The sequence below is a fragment of the Sporosarcina sp. FSL K6-2383 genome, assembly GCF_038618305.1.
Lineage (GTDB): Bacteria > Bacillota > Bacilli > Bacillales_A > Planococcaceae > Sporosarcina.
In genome coordinates, this window is the sequence record NZ_CP152017.1 from 1,503,436 (window position 1) to 1,522,347 (window position 18,912).

Consider the following 18,912-nt stretch of genomic DNA (forward strand, 5'->3'; position numbering starts at 1 on the left):
TTCCTCTTTCAATTCGTTTTGTCCCATTTTACCACTCTATGGGTGTGGTATGGTATAATACAGACATATTGTTTTGATTTGAAAATTTGAAGCAGGCTTGTTTGCGTCGAATCAACATTGCAAAGTAGACTAGATAAGAAGAGGGATTGCATGTATAAAAAACGTGGGCTTTTGATTGTTCTTTCCGGACCTTCTGGTGTAGGGAAGGGAACAGTACGTAAAGAGCTTTTTTCTCAACCTGATACAAACTACGAATATTCTATATCGATGACGACAAGAAGTCCGCGCGAAGGTGAAGAAGATGGAGCTGATTATTTCTTCAAATCGAGAGCGGAATTCGAACAACTCATTGAAGAAGGAAAATTGCTGGAGTATGCCGAGTATGTGGGCAATTATTATGGTACTCCGCTCGATTATGTCAATGCCACACTGGACGCAGGGAGAGACGTATTCCTTGAAATCGAAGTGGTAGGGGCAGCGCAAGTCCGTGCAAAAGTCCCGGATGGCCTATTTATATTCTTGGCGCCACCGAGCTTGTCAGAGCTGGAAGAGCGCCTCGTTGGTAGAGGAACAGAGCCAGCAGACGTCATTGCAACGCGTATTGCGAAAGCGCGGGAAGAACTTGAAATGATGAACTTGTACGATTATGTTGTCGAAAATGATGAGGTTTCAAATGCATGTGATCGGGTCAATGCTATTGTGCTAGCAGAGCATTGCCGTAGAGAACGTGTAGAAAAACGCTACTTACTTATGCTGGAAGGGGAATAAACTATGTTAACACCAACACTGGATTCATTAAAAGAAAAAGTTGATTCTAAATACACACTCGTAACACTTGCTTCAAAACGTGCACGTGAAATGCAAGAAGAGGGAACAAGACTTCTCACTTCGTATAAATCACATAAAAATGTTGGTAAAGCACTTGAAGAAGTTGCAGCTGGCGTTTTGTCAAAAGCCAAACAAGATGATTCAATTATCTACGAAGACGAAGTGTAAACGAGTCAAGTCTTACCATGCGCCATCATTAAAATAAGCATACGCCATACTCCCTTAGAAACGAATTTTCTTTGGGAGTTTGTCATTTTAGAAAGGATGAGAACCATGCTGTTGAATAAAAAAATCCTCCTTTGTGTTACCGGTGGAATCGCAGTTTATAAAGCGGTTGCACTCGTTAGTAAGCTTTCGCAGGCAGGGGCGGATGTAAAAGTCATCATGACGGAGTCGGCACAGCAATTTGTCACCCCGCTAACCTTCCAAGCGATGTCTCGTAATGATGTGTTTTACGATACGTTTGATGAAAAAGATTCCGGAGTTATTGCGCATATCGACTTGGCCGACTGGGCTGATCTCGTAATAGTTGCACCGGCAACAGCAAATGTCATTGGGAAACTAGCAAACGGCATTGCAGATAATATGGTTACGACAACATTGTTAGCGACAACGGCAGAAGTGTGGATTGCACCTGCTATGAATGTTCATATGTATGAAAATAAAGCGGTTATACGAAATATTAATACTTTACACAAGGACGGTTATCGCTTCATTGAACCATCTGAGGGCTTTTTGGCCTGTGGCTATGTAGGAAAAGGACGTTTAGAAGAACCTGAAAAAATCGTAGAATTGATTAGAGAACGCTTTACGAAGTCCAAAGATCTTCCGTTAGCTGGAAAAAAAGTTGTTATAACGGCGGGGCCGACGCGTGAACGAATTGACCCAGTACGCTATGTGTCGAATTTCTCAAGTGGGAAAATGGGATATGCTATGGCGGAAGCAGCGGCTGCGTTGGGAGCAGAAACAGTGCTTATTTCTGGGCCAGTAGGACTTGCGAAACCGACGGGTATGACAGTTATCGACGTGGAAAGTGCGGCTGACATGCTGGAAGCTGTGCAAGCCCAGTTCGCTGATGCACATATTGTTGTCAAATCGGCAGCTGTTGCTGACTATCGCCCAAAGAATATTCATCCAGAAAAGATGAAAAAACAAGTGGGAGATTCGGTCATTGAACTCGAAAGAACGACTGATATTTTAAAAACAATGGGTGGATTGAAGACGCACCAAATTTTGGTGGGCTTTGCTGCGGAAACAAATAACGCTGTTGAGTATGGCATCGATAAGCTAGCGAGAAAAAATCTGGATTATATTATCGTCAATGATGTTACGGATCCAGATGCAGGATTTGGCAAAGATACAAATGTTGTCACACTGCTATCTAAACATGGGACACATCAGCCTTTCCATACAATGGCGAAAAAAGAATTGGCAAAGGTATTATTTGAAGCCATTTTACAAGAGGAAAGTGAACAACGCAATGATCGCTGAAGTCATTGTAGATGTATCGGCTTATCCGATTGACAGGCCTTTCGATTACCTTGTGCCTGACACGATGGCTGCGGTCATCGAAGCCGGTATTCGCGTGAAAGTACCATTTGGACCGCGAAAAGTACTCGGCTATGTAACGGCTTTAAAAGAGGAAAGTGGACTGGACGTTGCCAAATTGAAGCCAATTGATGAATTGATTGATTTGGAGCCGGTTATTTCGAAAGAATTGCTAGAGTTATCACGCTGGTTGGCTACGCAAACATTGGCCTATGAAATTGATGCGCTGCAAGTGATGCTACCAGCTGCTATGCGTGCGAAATACGAAAAATTCATCATTGTTGAAGAAACGGAGCGTATTGAAGACGCAGATTTCCAACAATTTCTCGCAGGCAGGAAACGAGTTTCATTGAAAGAAGCTGACCAATTAGGGCTGTTGAAAACAGTGAAACATTATGCTGAACAGGGCATTGTGACAGTCGATACAGCTGTCAATCAGAAAACAGCTGTCAAAAAAGTGCGCATGATTCAAATCGCCAATGCTGAAATACTGCAAACAGTACTCGATGGCGTACATGCCAATGCGAAAAAGCAAGTTGAATTGCTGCGCTGGATGCAAGAGCGTGCGGGACAAGCGATACTTGCGAAACAACTGATGGAGCAATCGGGCATCCAGCCTGCTGTGTTAAAAGCGGTGATTGACAGAGGCGCTGCTACTGAAGAGCAGACGGAAGTGTATCGTGAGCCGGCAGCACCGCAGTTGAAGGATACGGCAATTCCAGTAGAGTTGACTGAAGAGCAATGCATCGCACTTGAGGCAGTTAGACATTCTGTGGATCAGCAAAAAGCGGAGACATTTCTTTTGCATGGTATTACTGGAAGCGGTAAAACGGAAATTTATTTGCGTGCTATTAAACATGTACTAGATAAAGGGCAGGAAGCGATTGTTCTTGTACCAGAAATATCGTTGACACCGCAAATGACATCGCGTTTCAAGGAGCGCTTCGGACCACTTGTCGCAGTGATGCACAGTGGGTTATCGGCAGGTGAGAAGTACGATGAGTGGCGTAAGATTCAACGCGGGGAAGTTAAAGTTGTCGTTGGGGCGAGGTCAGCTATATTTGCTCCATTTGAAAATGTAGGTATCATCATTCTGGATGAAGAGCATGAATCGACCTATAAACAGGAAGATACACCACGTTATCATGCACGAGATGTTGCCATTAAACGGTCGGAATATTATGGTTGTCCCGTTATTTTAGGCAGTGCGACACCATCATTGGAATCCTACGCCCGTGCATCTAAGGGTGTCTATACATTACTGACGTTGACTAGGCGAGCAAAAGACCAGGAACTTCCTGCGGTAACGGTCGTCGATATGCGAGAAGAATTAAAAAATGGTAACCGGTCGATGTTTTCATTGCCACTGGCGGAAGCAGTTCGTCTCCGATTGGCGAGAGGGGAACAAACAGTGTTATTCCTTAATAAACGAGGGTTTTCATCATTTGTTTTATGCAGGGACTGTGGTACGGTCGTAGAATGTCCAAACTGTGATATTTCACTGACATACCATCGTGCGAATGAACGGTTGAAATGCCATTATTGCGGCTATGAAGAGCATGTACCGCTCGAATGTCCACAATGTAAAAGTGATTATATTCGATTCTTTGGAACAGGTACTCAAAAAGCGCAGGAAGAAATTGCGAAACTGTTTCCAGAAGCACGTGTCATTCGGATGGATGTCGATACGACGAGGCAAAAGGGATCTCATGAACGATTGTTACGACAATTTAGCGAGGGGCAAGCAGATATTTTGCTTGGGACACAGATGATTGCCAAGGGGCTTGATTTTCCGAATATTACGCTTGTCGGCGTATTGGCGGCAGACACAACTTTGCATTTGGCTGATTTCCGTGCTGCAGAAAAAACGTTCCAGCTAATGACACAGGTGAGTGGTCGCGCGGGTCGCCACGAATTACCCGGAGAAGTATTTATACAAACCTATTCTCCTGAGCATTATGCCATTGACCTGGCAAAAGCGCAGCATTACGAACCTTTTTATAATTTGGAGATGGCGGCTAGGCGGCAATATGGCTATCCACCCTTCTATTTTGTAGCACTTGTCCAGTTTACCCATGAGGATTTACTAAAAGTAGCTGACTTTGCAGATAAGGGAGCTAGATTTTTAAAAGGGAACTTATCACCAGATACCGTCATCATCGGACCAACTGCTGCTGCGATTAGCCGTGTCAATAATAGATATCGTTACCAATGTTTGATAAAATACAAAAAAGAGCCAAAGTTGACAGAGACGTTGCAACAGCTCATTAAATATTATCGGACAGACTGGATCAAAGCAGGTTTAACAATGACTGTTGACTTAGAACCAGTGTCTATTTATTAAAGTGAAACGAATTCAGTGCCAGTTACTGGCACCTTAATTGAAAAGAGGAATTGAATTGGCAATACGTAAAATTGTGGAGCATCCAGCACCGGTGCTTCAACAAATGTGTAAAGAAGTAGTGAAGTTTGATAAGAAGCTTGCGAAGCTTTTAGATGATATGTACGACACGATGGTTGCGGCGGATGGCGTGGGCCTTGCAGCGCCACAAATTGGCGAAGCGATACGCGTTGCCATTGTTGATATGGGCGAAGGACAAGATGTTATTGAAATGGTCAATCCTGTTGTGACGGCTATCGGAGGCTCTGAAGTCGAAATAGAAGGTTGTCTTAGCTTTCCAGGACTATACGGTGAAGTAGAGAGGCCATTCTTCGTTCGTGTAGAGGCGCAGGAGCGGGATGGTTCCTTGTACGAAATTGAAGCGGAAGATTATGAAGCGCGGGCCATTCTTCATGAAATTGATCATCTAAATGGTGTGTTGTTTGATTCTAAAATTATCCGTGTCGTCGATCCAGCTGAATTTGAAGAAATGGATGAAGAAGAGGAGGAGAGTGATGATGACTAATATCGTCTTTATGGGTACTCCTGAATTTTCAGTGTCAGTGCTCACGATGTTGCATGATGAAGGCCATACAATCTCCGCAGTCGTCACACAACCTGATAGACCAGTCGGACGTAAGCGAGTATTAACGCCACCCCCAGTAAAAGTGGAGGCGCTTCGACTTGGCTTACCGGTTATTCAGCCTGAAAAATTAACAGGCTCTAGTGAACTGGCAGAAATTATCGCGCTTAAACCAGATCTTATTGTGACCGCAGCTTTCGGTCAGATACTTCCAAAGGAATTGTTAGAAGTGCCGCAGCTCGGCTGCATTAATGTTCATGCTTCTTTATTGCCAAAATATCGTGGCGGAGCGCCTATCCATCAGTCCATTATAGATGGGGAAACTGAGACGGGCGTGACGATTATGTATATGGTCGAAAAATTAGATGCAGGCGATATTATATCACAGGTAGTTGTGCCGATTGCTGATACAGATCATACGGGGCTGTTGTTCGATGCGTTGTCTGTTGCTGGAACACAGCTCTTAAAAGAAACACTTCCTTCTATATTAAATGGTACAAATAACAAAACCGTCCAAGATGAGTCACTTGTGACATTTGCGCGTAATATCTCACGGGAGCAAGAACGTATTGATTGGTCAAAGGGCGGCAAGGCCATCTATGATCAAATTCGCGGACTCCATCCTTGGCCAGTTGCTTACACGACGATACAAGGTGAGAACGTTAAAGTGTGGTGGAGTGAAAAAGTTGCAACGCAAGTAGATGCTACACCTGGAACGATCATTAAAATTGAGTCAGACCGAATTATTGTCAAAGCGGGCGATGATGTCGCGGTCGCTATAACGGATCTCCAACCAGCCGGGAAAAAAAGGATGCCAGCGGATGTCTTTGTTCGTGGAACCGGATCGAAATGGAATGAAGGGGACCGATTTGAATGAATACTAGACCAAAAAAGAAAATTTGGAACGGCAATGTCCGTGACGCAGCACTGTCCATCTTAATGGAAATCAATAATAACCAAGCATACAGCAATTTATTGCTACATCGAACGATTGAAAAATACGGTATCGAAGCGAAAGACCGTGGGTTACTAACAGAACTAACATATGGTACATTACAACATCGCATGGCATTAGATTATTATCTTGAACCCTTTGTCCGTGGGAAACTGGATGGTTGGGTACGTGAATTACTGAGAATGTCGATTTATCAAATTGTCTACTTAACAAAAATTCCGCCGCATGCGGTTGTCCATGAAGCGGTGGAAATTGCGAAAAGACGGGGACATAAACGCATTGCGCCAACAGTCAACGGGATTCTTCGTTCCGTGTTGCGCAAAGGGGTTCGTTCGTTGGAAGACATGGAGGATGGCATCGCAAAAACAGCGATTGAAACAAGTCATCCCGAATGGCTCATCAAACGCTGGAGCGAGCAATTTGGTGAACAGGAAGCAGCGATTATGGCGCACGAAAACAATAACCCACCTGCGATGACAGTTCGTGTGAATACGGCAAAAGCGACAGTTGCTGATGCGATTTCATCTCTTGAAGCGGAAGGTATTGAAGTAAGAATGGGTGAGGTTGTGCCAGAATGTATCGTTTCTGTCAACAGCAATCCGGCGAATACAGAAGCCTATAAAAAGGGCTGGATTACCATTCAAGACGAAAGCTCTATGCTACCTGTCTTAGCACTAGATGTACAACCTGGCATGAAAGTACTCGATATGTGTGCAGCGCCAGGAGGAAAAACGACCCATATTGCTGAGAAGATGAAGGATAAAGGCGAAGTGTTCGCACATGATATTCACGAACATAAGCTGGCATTGATTGAAGCGAATGCTACTCGACTTGGTTTAACATCCATTCAAGCAAAAAGTGGTGATAGCCGGAAATTGACGGAACTGTACGCTCCATCTTCTTTCGATCGAATCCTTGTCGACGCGCCGTGTAGTGGTTTAGGCGTCATTCGCAGAAAGCCTGAAATTAAGTACAACAAGACAGAAGCTGACTTCAATGGTCTCATACAAATCCAATCAGACTTACTCGACACAGCACGCGAACTGATCAAACCAGACGGCATCATCGTCTATAGTACGTGTACAGTAGAATATATGGAAAACCGTGGTATGGTAGAGCATTTTCTAGGGCGTCATTCAGATATGGAAAAAGTTCCATTAGCTCAATTAAATGAAATTGATAAATTAGCGATTGAAGATGACACTCTTCAAGTACTGCCACAACACTTTGGCAGCGACGGATTCTTCGTCGCAGCTTTCCGTAAAAAACAGCAATAAGTATGCTAAACTACTGAATTTATTTATTATCCAGCGAAGGCGCCTTACTGGGGTAGCCGAAGTGATAAGACTGATGGTGGTTTTCCGTCAGGCTTATCGCGGGAGGCATCCCCAAGCGCCAAGCATTATTATTAGGATATCTATATAGTAGAGAACTCGAAACAACCAAGGGGGGATGGACGTTGCAATTCGAAATCTTATCAGACGTAGGTAGGAAAAGAACCGTTAACGAAGATCGCGCAGCCGTGTACACATTGCCAAACGGCATCATTCTTGCAGTAATAGCGGATGGAATGGGTGGTCATCAGGGCGGAGATTACGCCAGTTCAACAGCTATCCGACTAATTGGCGAGCAGTTTATGAAGCTGGATAGTACCAGCTTTGAAGAGGACCAACATTGGATAGAATGGCTCCGTGAAGTCGTCAATCATGTTAATAGACTACTTTATAATCATGCCAGTGACAACGAAGACTTAAAAGGGATGGGAACAACATTAGAGGCGGTACTTATTCGCGGGCGTAGCTGTCTTGTTTCACATACTGGAGATAGTCGTGTCTATGCAATTAACGACAATGGTATTTGTCAGGTCACACGAGATCATTCCTATGTCAATGCTCTGCTAGATAGTGGAGAAATTACAGAGGCAGAGGCAGCTGTTCATCCCCAAAAAAATTGGATTATGAAAGCGATTGGCTCTGAAAAGACGATTGAGCCTGACCATTATTCAATTGAATTGGATGATAAAACGTATTTGCTTCTATGTACAGATGGTTTGAGTAATAAAGTCGGTCAACAGCTTATGCGTGAAGTGGTCCTTTCGGATGCTACGCTACATGATAAAGCAAAAAAACTTGTAGATTTAGCAAATGAAATGGGCGGAGAGGATAATATATCTGTCATTTTGGTTGATTCTACTAAATCGGAGGTGAATAATCTATGATTGGAAGTAGAATCGGAGGACGTTATGAAATACTTAAAAGTATTGGTGACGGGGGTATGTCGAAGGTTTATTTAGCACATGACATCATTTTAAACCGAGATGTAGCCATTAAAGTTTTGAACTATGATTTCGCGAATGAAGAAGAACTGAAACGTAGATTCCAACGAGAAGCACTGTCTGCCACAAGCTTAACGCATCCACATATTGTTGATATTTATGATGTGGGTGAGGAGGGGGAACTGCTCTATCTTGTAATGGAGTATGTCGAAGGGCAGACGCTGAAAAAGTTCATTCAAACAAATGGTCCATTATCTCCTAAGCAGGCATTACCGATTATGAGACAGCTTGTTTCCGCAATTTCAAATGCCCATCATAATGGTATTGTGCACCGTGATGTTAAGCCGCAAAATATATTGATGGATGCAGAAGGGAATTTGAAAATTGCTGATTTTGGAATTGCGATGGCACTCAGTGCAACTGCGCATACGAAAACAAATTCAGTAGTGGGGACAGTCCATTATTTATCACCTGAGCAAGCTCGTGGTGGGATGGCAACAAAAAAATCGGACATTTATTCACTGGGTATTGTCTTTTATGAATTACTGACAGGTGAACTACCATTTTCAGCAGAAACTGCCGTTGCAATTGCATTAAAGCATTTACAGGAGGAAACGCCCTCTGTCCGTGCACTATTCCCATCCATTCCGCAAAGTGTAGAAAATATCATTTTGAAAGCAACAACGAAGGATGCTGCAAATCGCTATCGTTCGGCGGATGAAATGTATGATGATTTACTGACTGCATTATCACAAGAACGAGCAACGGAACCGAAATTTAGTGTGCCATTTGACGATGATCGAACGCAAGCGATTCCGGTTGTTACAGAGGCGTCCAAGTTTGAAGTTTTGGAAGCGACAAAAAAGGTGGAGCCAGTTATTGTAGTTGAACCTCCGCAAACCCCTGTTAAAAAACGGAAAAAATGGCCGCTCATTGTCGGAGGAATAGCTGGAGCTTTTGTTATAGTCCTTCTATTGTTATTGCTACCAAGCTTGTTAGGACCTAAAAAGGACTTCATTCCAGAGGTTTCTGGAAAAACACAAGCTGAAGCGACAGATATTTTACTGGAGGCGGGCTTTAAGGTTGACGAAGCAATTGAACTGCTACCATCCGAGGAGTTTGAAGAGGGACAAATTATTAAAACAATCCCAGAAGAAGGAAAGAAGCGGGATATAGGATCTGCGGTTACGTTATATATGAGCACAGGGAAAGATAAGATTGAGTTTGCAGATTATAGTGACCAAGACTATGAACGAGTTGCCGAATTTTTACTTAAGAAAGATTACAAATCAGTAGATGCGAAAGAAGTTTTTTCGGATAAAGAGCCAGGTACTATTTTGGAGCAGGATCCTGTAGAGGGGACAGGGGTAGTGCCAGAAGACACAGATGTAGTCTTTACAATTAGTAAAGGGGAAGAACTTCAAGAACTTGAAGATCTAAGAGGATATGATAAAGAAGCACTGAATGACTATGCGAAGACATCGGGGTTTGCGATTAAGGTCGTGAGAGAAGAATATTCACCTACAGTACCAGTAGGTCAAGTTATTTGGCAAAGTCCTAAACAAGGAACGGACATGAAGGTTGGGGATAAAGTAGAGGTTGCGTTGTCAAAAGGTGAAGAGAAAAAACCACTTAAGACTATTGTCCACAACGTAACGATTGAATATTTACCTGATGCAATTGATGCAGGTGAAGTGGATGAGGATGGCAATTGGGTACCAGCCCCACCACCTCCGCAGGAAATCAAAATTTATGTGCAAGACAAGACAAATATGATGGACAAGCCAGTAGAAGTTTTCACAATTGTGGAGAATACGAAAAAGAGTATTAAGCTTGAATTGGAAGAGAATCAGCGTGGGGCTTATAAGATCTCACGTGATGGCAAAATTATCGTTGAGCAATCTGTTGATTATAATGAAAATTAGAAAGAAGGTATTGGATGCCGGAAGGACAAATTAGAAAAGCGATTAGTGGGTTTTATTATGTAGAGCAGGATGGGCAATTGATACAGTGTAAGAGCCGTGGGGTGTTTAGAAATCGTGGGATTCATCCACTTGTGGGGGATCATGTGACATTTGTACCTGATGGTGATAATGATGCGCTAATAACGGCTGTCCATGAACGCCGCAATGAACTGGTGCGTCCTCCAATTTCTAATATCGATCAAGCCTTGCTCGTTTTTTCAATGGTAGAACCGGCTTTTAGTCCACATCTGTTGGATCGATTTCTTGTTGTCGTCGAATCGTATGGCGTGCAACCCATCATCTGTTTGACGAAAAAGGATTTAGCGGATGATGTGGAGCTCAAGAAGGTTGCAGAAGCAGCAGCCTATTATAAAGAAATCGGCTATGATGTGATTGAAACCTTTATTGATGATGAATCTCTTTCGGATATGCTGCAACCTTACTTAAAAGGGAAGACAACTGTTTTAGCTGGGCAGTCAGGTGTTGGTAAATCGACTTTATTGAATACAGTGTTACCGAGGTTGGCGTTGAAAACGGGTGAAATTTCAGAAGCACTAGGTCGTGGGAAGCATACGACACGTCATGTCGAGCTACTAGAGGTTGCGGAGGGACTCGTTGCAGATACACCGGGCTTTAGCTCGCTCGACTTCGATCATATTGACAAGGAGCAGTTATCCCATTACTTCGTAGATATGGATGAGCTGTCTGCATCATGTAAATTTCGAGGTTGCCTACATGTAAAAGAGCCAAAGTGTGCTGTGAAAGAGCAAGTGGAGGCTGGTGAAATGCCGCGTCATCGTTATGATAACTACTTGCAATTTATGCAAGAAATAGTAGACAGAAAGCCGAGGTACGACAAACATGATTAAAATTGCACCTTCTATATTAGCAGCAGATTTTTCAAAACTTGCCGATGAGGTGAGAGAAGTAGAAGCAGCTGGGGCAGAGCTGATTCATATCGATGTAATGGATGGCCATTTTGTTCCGAACATTACAATGGGCCCAATTGTTGTGGAGGCACTTAGACCGGTAACAAAACTACCTTTAGATGTCCACTTGATGATTAGCAATCCCGATGCATATATCGAGCAATTTGCGAAAGCAGGGGCAGATTATATCACGGTTCACGTGGAAGCTTGTCCGCATTTGCATCGTACATTGCAACTCATTAAATCATTCGGTATAAAATCGGGTGTTGTATTGAATCCGCATACCCCGATTGAAACAATTCAGCATGTTCTTGAGGAAGTAGATATGGTGTTATTTATGACGGTAAATCCTGGATTTGGCGGTCAGAAATTCATCCATTCAGTTCTTCCGAAGGTGAAACAGCTTTCAGATGTTATTCGAGAACGTAATTTGCCGATTGACATTGAAATTGATGGTGGTGTTAATGAAGAAACCATTATTCCTTGCGTCGAAGCGGGGGCAACAATCCTTGTTGCAGGATCGGCTGTCTTTAGTTCGCCTGACCGTGCGGAGGCTTTACAACGCATCAAATTAGCAGGCGAAGGTGCGCTAAGAAAATGACAGTTGCCGTCATTTGTGCAGGAGGACCAAACTCGGAAATTGTAGATATGACGGAATTTTTGCAGGATGACACGATATTCATTGGTGCAGACAGAGGCGCATTACACCTCTTGCAAAAAGGCATTACTCCACATGAAGCTGTCGGTGATTTCGATTCTGTGAGCCTCGATGAATACAATCAAATTGTGGCGGCTGTTCGTAAAGTTGGGCGGTTTCGTTCGGAAAAGAATGAAACCGACACAGAGCTAGCAGTCGACTGTGCGCTCACGTATAATCCTGAACATGTTATTTTAACAGGTGTCACGGGAGGTAGGCTGGATCATATGGAATCTGCCCTACACCTGCTGTATCGCCTTCAAATGAAACATAAGGAGATTCGTTTCTCAATACGCAATACAACGAATGAGTTGTCTATCCTCCTGACAGGTCATCATGAATGCCTACGTGATGATCGTTTTCCATACGTTTCTTTTTTCCCTTTCGGTGGGGATGTTGTAGGTCTTACATTATCGGGTTTTAAATACGAAACACTAGATGAGAGACTCGAAACGGGCATGACAAAATTTACGAGTAACGAACCTACGGCAGAAGTCTGTACTATCTCATTCCATCGGGGCATATGCTTAATGGTAAGGAGTTCAGATTCCTGAAAGGAGTGGGGAATTGCGCGTTTATACATTTACGATGCCGAAAGTTGTGAGTGGTTTCGTCCGGAAGTGCTTGGTTGTTTTTCAAAAAGAGGATTTACCAAAGGCTACTGCTAGTAATAAAACTAGAAAAAAGAAAAGAGAAAAAACACCAGGCTGAAGGAATTCAGCCTGGTGTTTTATTTCCGTTCACGTTCATTTTTTCGGCGTTAGCCTATAGAAATCAATCGCGCCTCGGCGTGATTGCGTCGGGATTTTGAATTGTGCAATGCACAATTAACTCCTTTCAAAATCCCTGACATCCGCCGGAGGCTTAACTTGATTTCAAGTTAAACGCGTTGAACTTTACCTGATTTAAGGGCTCTTGTAGAGACCCATACACGTTTAGGTTTACCGTTAACGAGAATACGGACTTTTTGAAGGTTCGCACCCCAAGTACGTTTGCTTGAGTTCAATGCGTGAGAACGCGTGTTTCCCGCACGAGCTTTGCGACCTGAAATAACACATACTTTAGCCATAGTTAGTACCTCCTTGCGAATGATGATTAAGCGATTTACTTGTTATTCGCATACCATAATAATGTATCATATGACATACAGTGTTGCAACCTTTTTTGTGACATCTTTCAAGGTAATTGCCTTTACACGCTTTTTTAGTGCGGAAAATGTTCACTCCCGCCTATTCGATAAATCCGTACAAGGTTGATTTGCGCTTCAGGCGGACGCTTTCCGCGGGCACAGCCTCAGCCTCCTCGTCGCTTCGCTCCTGCGGGGTCTTCGGCTAGTGCTGTTCCCGCCGGAGTCGCCGCCTTACGCTCCAATCAACGATAGTAGAACACCATACCCATGAACATTCAACCGGGTTAATGATGATCATTCATTCTATCAGGATAGTAGTAGCGCCTGTTAAAGTCTTTTCTTTACTTTAAGTCACTAGCGTTGCATAAATGTAATCGGGGCTTTCTGTCACCGTCAACCATCGTGAACGAGGAATTGGGCTTATGATCTTTCACAATCGCGCCCGATTGCTTTAATACAGTCTTTCATAAAAAAATTACTTCATCCTAACTTCATTTTACATATAAATGGAGAAAGACCGTACTACTAAAAACATACTTACTAGTCCAAATACCGTGGCTCCCACTATCCACCAGATAACGGGTTTAGTTGAAATCTGTTTACCCACCATACTTTCCTCGTTTTCTCTTATTAAAGCTACCTTCCTTTCCATACCTTTTGCCGTAGAAGCAAAAACAACAAATCCGATTACGATGAAACTAACAGTTAACCAAAGGAACAAATCCATTTTTACACCCCATTTTTACGTGTTACTTTCCTAACAGACTACATAGTTAAAGTGCAATCCAACAAAATATCCATCATACCTTTTCAACGCAGTTTTCCAATTCCCTTTGAAGAAAGTTTACTGCAAAATGGCCCTATTCTGGCACAACGTTGTATGACAATCGCACCCGGTAAAAGAAGGTGATTTTATTATCTCCTAAGGATTAGCACCTTATGTATTATTAGGTTATTAGAATGTTATTCTGGGGTTTCAAATTCAAAATATTTCCCGTTATCAGAAGAACATTCAGTTAAGTAGTATCTAATTCTCTGTTCATTTTTTTCACTATCGAGTTTTACGCAGGTTCCACTTTCTGTTCCTTTGTCAGAACCTCCAAATTTATCCTTGGAATTATCATAAGTATATTTAATGTTTACTCCGTTATAATCCAAAGTATCAAAAATCGGATCACCCTCTATTGTTCTTCGTACAATACGTATTTTATCCGCTTTCTCATTTTTAACGTTTACTATAAATCCTTCAAGTTTATCCAAGTTACTTGTTATTTCACCTTGCTCGAATACAATATCGCTGTCTTTAACTGATTGACAAGCACTCAAAACAACGGCAAATAAAGTTAGAAGTAATACTTTTTTCAATATCATACACCTCCAATTCTTTCACAATTAAATAGCCCGATTGTTGAACACAAGTTAAACAATCGCGTCCGATTGTGGAGGTTCGTTATAGAACTAAAGCATCTTGTTAGTTTAAGAAGTTTGTTGCTAAGAAACACTAATATCCAAAAGTTTCCCCTTCATTTAATTTCAAAATACGATTGTTAATCGAAACTTCATTATTGCTTTTCCATTCAACATTTGCGTTTTCAGTTCTTTTTTCATAATAAATTCTCTTTTTAAACCAAAGTGGTCCATTCAATTCTCCTCTTATCCCAAATGTTCCCGCTGCTCCCGCATCCCAAAGATAGAAATCTATGGTATAGCTATTATCTGGAGAACTCACCGTCTTTATAAGTTCATTTGCTCCAAATTGTGAAAAAATGAGTGTAATCGATAGTGCTAAAAAAAGTGTGATAGATAACAACGACGACAAGGTTATCGTTAACCAACTTCTTGTTTTTGTCCGCCAGTTTCTCTTATCTTTAAGACCTTTAATTCCTAAAATAAAGGCTAGTACACTAATTATAAAGAGAATGTAATTTGGCGGTGAAATTAACCAAGTGTTGTTTATATTAGAGTATAATGAATAGAATGCTACTCCTAAACAAATAAGTATTAAATAAAGAGACCAAAAATTATATCGTTTTTCCCAAGCACTCAAACTATCCCAGCTCTCTAATACATATGGACGTTCATTGCTTTAGAGAAGTTGCGGAACATTCTTATTAAACCAGTTAGTTCGATAAGCCTTCCTCAATTAAATGGCCCGTTTGCAGAAGATTGATCTTATTGTAAGTTGGTGCAATTTGTATAATAAGTATAACATTATTGTTTCCACAAAATATGGTTTCTTATCTTTGATCATCCGTGTGAGTGGTGCGCAGGCACTGCCGCAATTCGAAGTGCGTGAATTGAGTCAATGCCAGGCACCGTATGTCCTTTTCCAAGGTTTGCTAAAAGTAAGGAAATGAACGCTTTCTACAAAGTACAAAAGTGCCCGAAATTGTATCTTCGGGCACTTATAATTCCAATAGAAAGTCATCTATTCCCTTCTTCCCAAGCAACTGCATTTTTCACTTAAACATTGTAGGTATGCGACAGGCAATTATTCACAGCAAGATTACCGAAAAGAATGTGGCTAGAAATGACGAAGTCATTTCTAGCCACATTTATTCCCGCGGTAATTATGTCGTGAACAGTTAGCCGAAAGCGAACCGAAAATGATCCAGTGAAAAACTACGCTTTTATTCAGAATATGAATGCTTTCTTTTATTATGATTGTAGATATAGTACAATAGGGGCAAGTGAGAAAAGATGCAAGGGGGACCTAACCATGTCAATTGAAGTGAAAAATGAATATGGCAAAATCGATATTACAAACGATGTCATTGCCCAAGTAGTTGGCGAGGCGGCGATTGAATGTTACGGTATTGTCGGTATGGCTTCAAGGCATCAGATTCGAGATGGGCTGACAGAAATACTTCGTAAAGAAAGCTTTTCGCGTGGAGTCATCGTCCGTAATGTTGGAGATGATACGCATATTGATATGTATGTCATTGTTGGATATGGTACTAAAATTTCCGAAGTTGCCTACCAAGTCCAATCGAAAGTAAAGTATACATTGAAAAAAATAGTGGGTATGCCTGTTAAATCGGTTAATATTTTTGTCCAGGGAGTCCGAGTGACTAACCTGTAGAAGGAGGAAGTAATTTCAATGAAGTCCATAGATGGTTTAAAGTTTGCAGAAATGATTAAGATGGGTGCACATCATCTCTATCAAAATGCTGACTATGTTGATTCACTTAACGTTTTCCCAGTGCCAGACGGTGATACGGGCACGAATATGAATTTGTCCATGTCTTCGGGTGCAAAGGAAACGGAAGAAAATGCTGTTGCTCATCTAGGTCAGACTGCACATGCATTATCAAAAGGCCTGCTCATGGGGGCACGTGGTAATTCGGGCGTCATTTTGTCGCAACTATTCCGTGGCTTTGGAAAATCGATTGAGAATGAAGCAACTGTAGATGGTGTAAAATTTGCAGCAGCTTTGAAATACGGTGTTGAAACAGCTTATAAAGCAGTGATGAAGCCAGTAGAAGGAACGATACTTACGGTTGCAAAAGATGCTGCAAATGTTGGTGTGGAAAAAGCCGCAACAACGGATGATATCATTGCCGTAATGGAAGCGGTTGTAGAAGAATCGAAAGCGTCCCTTGAGCGGACACCGGATTTATTGGCAGTCTTGAAAGAAGTTGGCGTTGTTGATAGCGGTGGTCAAGGTCTCGTTTATGTATACGAGGGTTTTTTAGCATGTCTAAAAGGTGAAGAATTACCAGAAAGAACGATTGTTGGATCGATGGATGACCTAGTGAATGCTGAGCATCATCGTAGTGTACAAGGCTTTATGAATACGGAAGATATTGAATTTGGTTATTGTACAGAATTTATGGTGAAATTCGAGGCTGATAAATTAGCGACGAATCCATATGATGAATCTGATTTCCGACAAGGATTAAGTCAATTTGGTGATTCACTTCTTGTTATTTCAGATGAAGAAGTTGCAAAGGTACATATTCATACAGAGGAACCAGGCGATGCCATGAATTATGGCCAAAAATTCGGTTCGCTGATCAAAATTAAAATTGAAAATATGCGTGAACAACATATGGAAATCGTCGGTGAAAATTATTCGACAGAAAATACAGCGCAAAAACCAGCTGTTAAACATCCCTACGCTGTTGTAACAGTTGCGATGGGATCTGGCATTGCTAATTTACTAAGAAGTGTAGGGGCATCCGCAGTTATTGAGGGTGGACAAACAATGAATCCATCGACCGAGGATATTGTTAAGGCCATTCAAGAAGTCGGCGCAGAACGTGTGCTTATTTTACCAAACAATAAAAACATCATTATGGCAGCTGAACAAGCGGCTGAAGTGGTTGGTATTGAGGCAGCTGTTGTACCTACGAAAACAGTGCCAGAAGGACTTGCAGCTATTTTAGCGTTCAATCCAGAAGCAGAAGTGACTGCCAATGCAGATGCGATGAAGGAAGCGGCATCATTTGTTAAAACAGGACAAGTTACACACGCAGTCCGTGATACGTCAATCGATGGTGTTGAGATTAAAAAAGACGATTTCATGGGGATTGCGGGAGGGAAAATTATTATTTCAACTCCTTCGCTTGATGAAGCGATGAAGGCATTACTTGCATCTTTAGTTAATGAAGATGATGAAATTGTGACAATCTTATATGGTGAAGATGTTAGCACCGAGGATGCATCTACGATGGTAGATTATGTGGAGAATAACTTTAGCCATACAGAAGTTGAACTATATGATGGAAAACAGCCGTTATATCCGTACATCATTTCAGTAGAATAAGGTTTAAAGAAGCAGTGTGCCACAGTATAGGCGCGCTGCTTCTTTAGTATGAACTTCCGGCGGATCTAAATTAAGGAGGCGGCCTATTGGTCCATGAATTAATATTATCAAAAAACAACATCTTTTGTTTTAAACCATTTATTCATGTAAAATGAATGAAGGTACTACTTCATTTAAAAGGGGATAATATACAATGAAATTTAGATCCGTTTTTGAAATTATTGGTCCGGTCATGATTGGTCCATCCTCTTCACATACTGCCGGTGCGGCAAGGATTGGACGAGTTGCACGTACGCTTTTTGGTCGCCAGCCTGAATGGGCAAGAATCCATTTGTATGGTTCATTCGCACAGACGTATAAAGGTCATGGAACGGATGTAGCAATTATTGGGGGATTGTTAGATTACGATACATTTGACGAGCGTATTAAAACAGCGTTTGATGAAGCTGCACAATTGGGAATGACATTTGAATTCATCGCCGAAGAGGAAGAGGCAGATCATCCGAACACAGCACGACTTGTCATTGGAGATAGTAAAGGAACAATGGAGTTAACTGGAATTTCGATTGGTGGAGGAACGATGGAAGTTGTCGATTTGAATGGCTTTCCGCTACGTTTATCAGGGCATTATCCAGCGCTTCTTGTTGTTCATGATGACCGTTCGGGTGTTATTGCAAGCGTTTCCAATGTCATTGCAATGCAAGGTATGAATATCGCACATATGGAAGTGGGACGCAAAGAAAAAGGTGAAATGGCTCTCATGGTTATTGAAGTTGATCAGATGATTGATGATACACTGCTAAGTGAACTACAAGCTTTGCCGAACGTCACACAAGTTTCAACGTTAGCGAACTAA

General features: G+C 42.0%; 20 protein-coding genes. 16 read left to right on the forward strand and 4 right to left on the reverse strand.

Annotated elements, in window-relative coordinates; all coding sequences use genetic code 11:
- Positions 1–150: 150 nt before the first annotated feature.
- From gmk to spoVM, 13 genes are all read left to right on the forward strand, one after another.
- Positions 151–768: a guanylate kinase gene (gene gmk, locus MKZ10_RS07500; protein ID WP_342509355.1), complete on the forward strand. Its 618-nt coding sequence runs from the start codon at positions 151–153 to the stop codon at positions 766–768.
- Between the two features lie 3 nt (positions 769–771).
- The gene (gene rpoZ, locus MKZ10_RS07505; protein WP_342509357.1) at positions 772–996 is read left to right on the forward strand and encodes a DNA-directed RNA polymerase subunit omega; all 225 of its coding nucleotides are present in this window, start codon (positions 772–774) and stop codon (positions 994–996) included.
- 105 nt (positions 997–1,101) lie between these two features.
- Positions 1,102–2,319 (forward strand): bifunctional phosphopantothenoylcysteine decarboxylase/phosphopantothenate--cysteine ligase CoaBC, encoded by a 1,218-nt coding sequence (gene coaBC, locus MKZ10_RS07510; RefSeq protein ID WP_342509359.1) that lies wholly within the window; start codon positions 1,102–1,104, stop codon positions 2,317–2,319.
- Positions 2,309–4,720, forward strand: a complete 2,412-nt coding sequence (gene priA, locus MKZ10_RS07515) for a primosomal protein N' (RefSeq protein ID WP_342510079.1) — start codon at positions 2,309–2,311, stop codon at positions 4,718–4,720. Before coaBC ends, priA begins: the two co-directional genes overlap by 11 nt.
- A gap of 55 nt (positions 4,721–4,775) precedes the next feature.
- Complete coding sequence (gene def, locus MKZ10_RS07520) at positions 4,776–5,282, forward strand: peptide deformylase (protein WP_342509361.1); 507 nt, start codon at positions 4,776–4,778, stop codon at positions 5,280–5,282.
- Positions 5,275–6,216 carry a methionyl-tRNA formyltransferase gene (fmt, locus tag MKZ10_RS07525; RefSeq protein WP_342510081.1) on the forward strand — a complete coding sequence of 314 codons (942 nt, stop codon included), beginning with the start codon at positions 5,275–5,277 and terminating at the stop codon, positions 6,214–6,216. The genes def and fmt overlap by 8 nt, the downstream gene beginning before the upstream one ends.
- The gene (gene rsmB / locus MKZ10_RS07530; protein ID WP_342509363.1) at positions 6,213–7,571 is read left to right on the forward strand and encodes a 16S rRNA (cytosine(967)-C(5))-methyltransferase RsmB; all 1,359 of its coding nucleotides are present in this window, start codon (positions 6,213–6,215) and stop codon (positions 7,569–7,571) included. Before fmt ends, rsmB begins: the two co-directional genes overlap by 4 nt.
- A gap of 182 nt (positions 7,572–7,753) precedes the next feature.
- A complete protein-coding gene (locus tag MKZ10_RS07535) occupies positions 7,754–8,512 on the forward strand; it encodes a Stp1/IreP family PP2C-type Ser/Thr phosphatase (RefSeq protein WP_342509365.1) in 759 nt (252 codons plus the stop codon).
- Complete coding sequence (pknB, locus tag MKZ10_RS07540) at positions 8,509–10,494, forward strand: Stk1 family PASTA domain-containing Ser/Thr kinase (protein WP_342509367.1); 1,986 nt, start codon at positions 8,509–8,511, stop codon at positions 10,492–10,494. Before MKZ10_RS07535 ends, pknB begins: the two co-directional genes overlap by 4 nt.
- Positions 10,495–10,508: 14 nt before the next feature.
- Positions 10,509–11,402 carry a ribosome small subunit-dependent GTPase A gene (gene rsgA / locus MKZ10_RS07545; RefSeq protein ID WP_342509368.1) on the forward strand — a complete coding sequence of 298 codons (894 nt, stop codon included), beginning with the start codon at positions 10,509–10,511 and terminating at the stop codon, positions 11,400–11,402.
- Entirely contained in the window at positions 11,395–12,063 is a 669-nt protein-coding gene (gene rpe / locus MKZ10_RS07550) for a ribulose-phosphate 3-epimerase (protein ID WP_342509370.1), read from the forward strand. Before rsgA ends, rpe begins: the two co-directional genes overlap by 8 nt.
- On the forward strand, positions 12,060–12,713 hold the full coding sequence (locus MKZ10_RS07555) for a thiamine diphosphokinase (RefSeq protein WP_342509372.1): 654 nt from the start codon (positions 12,060–12,062) through the stop codon (positions 12,711–12,713). The genes rpe and MKZ10_RS07555 overlap by 4 nt, the downstream gene beginning before the upstream one ends.
- A 13-nt stretch (positions 12,714–12,726) precedes the next feature.
- Positions 12,727–12,870, forward strand: coding sequence for a stage V sporulation protein SpoVM (spoVM, locus tag MKZ10_RS07560; RefSeq protein ID WP_342509375.1), 144 nt, complete (start codon positions 12,727–12,729; stop codon positions 12,868–12,870).
- A gap of 169 nt (positions 12,871–13,039) precedes the next feature.
- Here the strand turns inward: spoVM and rpmB are convergent, their stop codons facing one another.
- From rpmB to MKZ10_RS07580, 4 genes are all read right to left on the reverse strand, one after another.
- Positions 13,040–13,228: a 50S ribosomal protein L28 gene (gene rpmB, locus MKZ10_RS07565; protein WP_342509376.1), complete on the reverse strand. Its 189-nt coding sequence runs from the start codon at positions 13,226–13,228 to the stop codon at positions 13,040–13,042.
- A gap of 556 nt (positions 13,229–13,784) precedes the next feature.
- Positions 13,785–14,015: a hypothetical protein gene (locus tag MKZ10_RS07570; protein WP_342509378.1), complete on the reverse strand. Its 231-nt coding sequence runs from the start codon at positions 14,013–14,015 to the stop codon at positions 13,785–13,787.
- 236 nt (positions 14,016–14,251) lie between these two features.
- Positions 14,252–14,653: a DUF4362 domain-containing protein gene (locus MKZ10_RS07575; protein WP_342509380.1), complete on the reverse strand. Its 402-nt coding sequence runs from the start codon at positions 14,651–14,653 to the stop codon at positions 14,252–14,254.
- A gap of 136 nt (positions 14,654–14,789) precedes the next feature.
- The gene (locus MKZ10_RS07580; RefSeq protein WP_342509382.1) at positions 14,790–15,335 is read right to left on the reverse strand and encodes a DUF5412 family protein; all 546 of its coding nucleotides are present in this window, start codon (positions 15,333–15,335) and stop codon (positions 14,790–14,792) included.
- A gap of 672 nt (positions 15,336–16,007) precedes the next feature.
- Between MKZ10_RS07580 and MKZ10_RS07585 the strand changes: the two genes are divergently transcribed.
- The 3 genes from MKZ10_RS07585 to sdaAB all read left to right on the forward strand — a co-directional run bounded on the left by MKZ10_RS07585 (position 16,008) and on the right by sdaAB (position 18,912).
- A complete protein-coding gene (locus tag MKZ10_RS07585) occupies positions 16,008–16,370 on the forward strand; it encodes an Asp23/Gls24 family envelope stress response protein (protein WP_342509384.1) in 363 nt (120 codons plus the stop codon).
- An 18-nt stretch (positions 16,371–16,388) separates the two neighbouring features.
- Positions 16,389–18,056 carry a DAK2 domain-containing protein gene (locus MKZ10_RS07590; RefSeq protein ID WP_342509386.1) on the forward strand — a complete coding sequence of 556 codons (1,668 nt, stop codon included), beginning with the start codon at positions 16,389–16,391 and terminating at the stop codon, positions 18,054–18,056.
- A gap of 193 nt (positions 18,057–18,249) precedes the next feature.
- Positions 18,250–18,912 (forward strand): L-serine ammonia-lyase, iron-sulfur-dependent subunit beta, encoded by a 663-nt coding sequence (gene sdaAB, locus MKZ10_RS07595; RefSeq protein WP_342509388.1) that lies wholly within the window; start codon positions 18,250–18,252, stop codon positions 18,910–18,912.

Excerpts from the sequence above, each read along its gene's own strand:
- rsgA (WP_342509368.1), top strand. The coding sequence starts at position 10,509 with ATGCCGGAAGGACAAATTAGAAAAGCGATTAGTGGGTTTTATTATGTA.
- MKZ10_RS07585 (WP_342509384.1), top strand. The coding sequence starts at position 16,008 with ATGTCAATTGAAGTGAAAAATGAATATGGCAAAATCGATATTACAAAC.
- pknB (WP_342509367.1), top strand. The coding sequence starts at position 8,509 with ATGATTGGAAGTAGAATCGGAGGACGTTATGAAATACTTAAAAGTATT.
- priA (WP_342510079.1), top strand. The coding sequence starts at position 2,309 with ATGATCGCTGAAGTCATTGTAGATGTATCGGCTTATCCGATTGACAGG.
- MKZ10_RS07590 (WP_342509386.1), top strand. The coding sequence starts at position 16,389 with ATGAAGTCCATAGATGGTTTAAAGTTTGCAGAAATGATTAAGATGGGT.
- sdaAB (WP_342509388.1), top strand. The coding sequence starts at position 18,250 with ATGAAATTTAGATCCGTTTTTGAAATTATTGGTCCGGTCATGATTGGT.
- gmk (WP_342509355.1), top strand. The coding sequence starts at position 151 with ATGTATAAAAAACGTGGGCTTTTGATTGTTCTTTCCGGACCTTCTGGT.
- coaBC (WP_342509359.1), top strand. The coding sequence starts at position 1,102 with ATGCTGTTGAATAAAAAAATCCTCCTTTGTGTTACCGGTGGAATCGCA.
- MKZ10_RS07570 (WP_342509378.1), bottom strand. The coding sequence starts at position 14,015 with ATGGATTTGTTCCTTTGGTTAACTGTTAGTTTCATCGTAATCGGATTT.
- rpe (WP_342509370.1), top strand. The coding sequence starts at position 11,395 with ATGATTAAAATTGCACCTTCTATATTAGCAGCAGATTTTTCAAAACTT.
- rpoZ (WP_342509357.1), top strand. The coding sequence starts at position 772 with ATGTTAACACCAACACTGGATTCATTAAAAGAAAAAGTTGATTCTAAA.
- rpmB (WP_342509376.1), bottom strand. The coding sequence starts at position 13,228 with ATGGCTAAAGTATGTGTTATTTCAGGTCGCAAAGCTCGTGCGGGAAAC.
- rsmB (WP_342509363.1), top strand. The coding sequence starts at position 6,213 with ATGAATACTAGACCAAAAAAGAAAATTTGGAACGGCAATGTCCGTGAC.
- MKZ10_RS07555 (WP_342509372.1), top strand. The coding sequence starts at position 12,060 with ATGACAGTTGCCGTCATTTGTGCAGGAGGACCAAACTCGGAAATTGTA.
- fmt (WP_342510081.1), top strand. The coding sequence starts at position 5,275 with ATGACTAATATCGTCTTTATGGGTACTCCTGAATTTTCAGTGTCAGTG.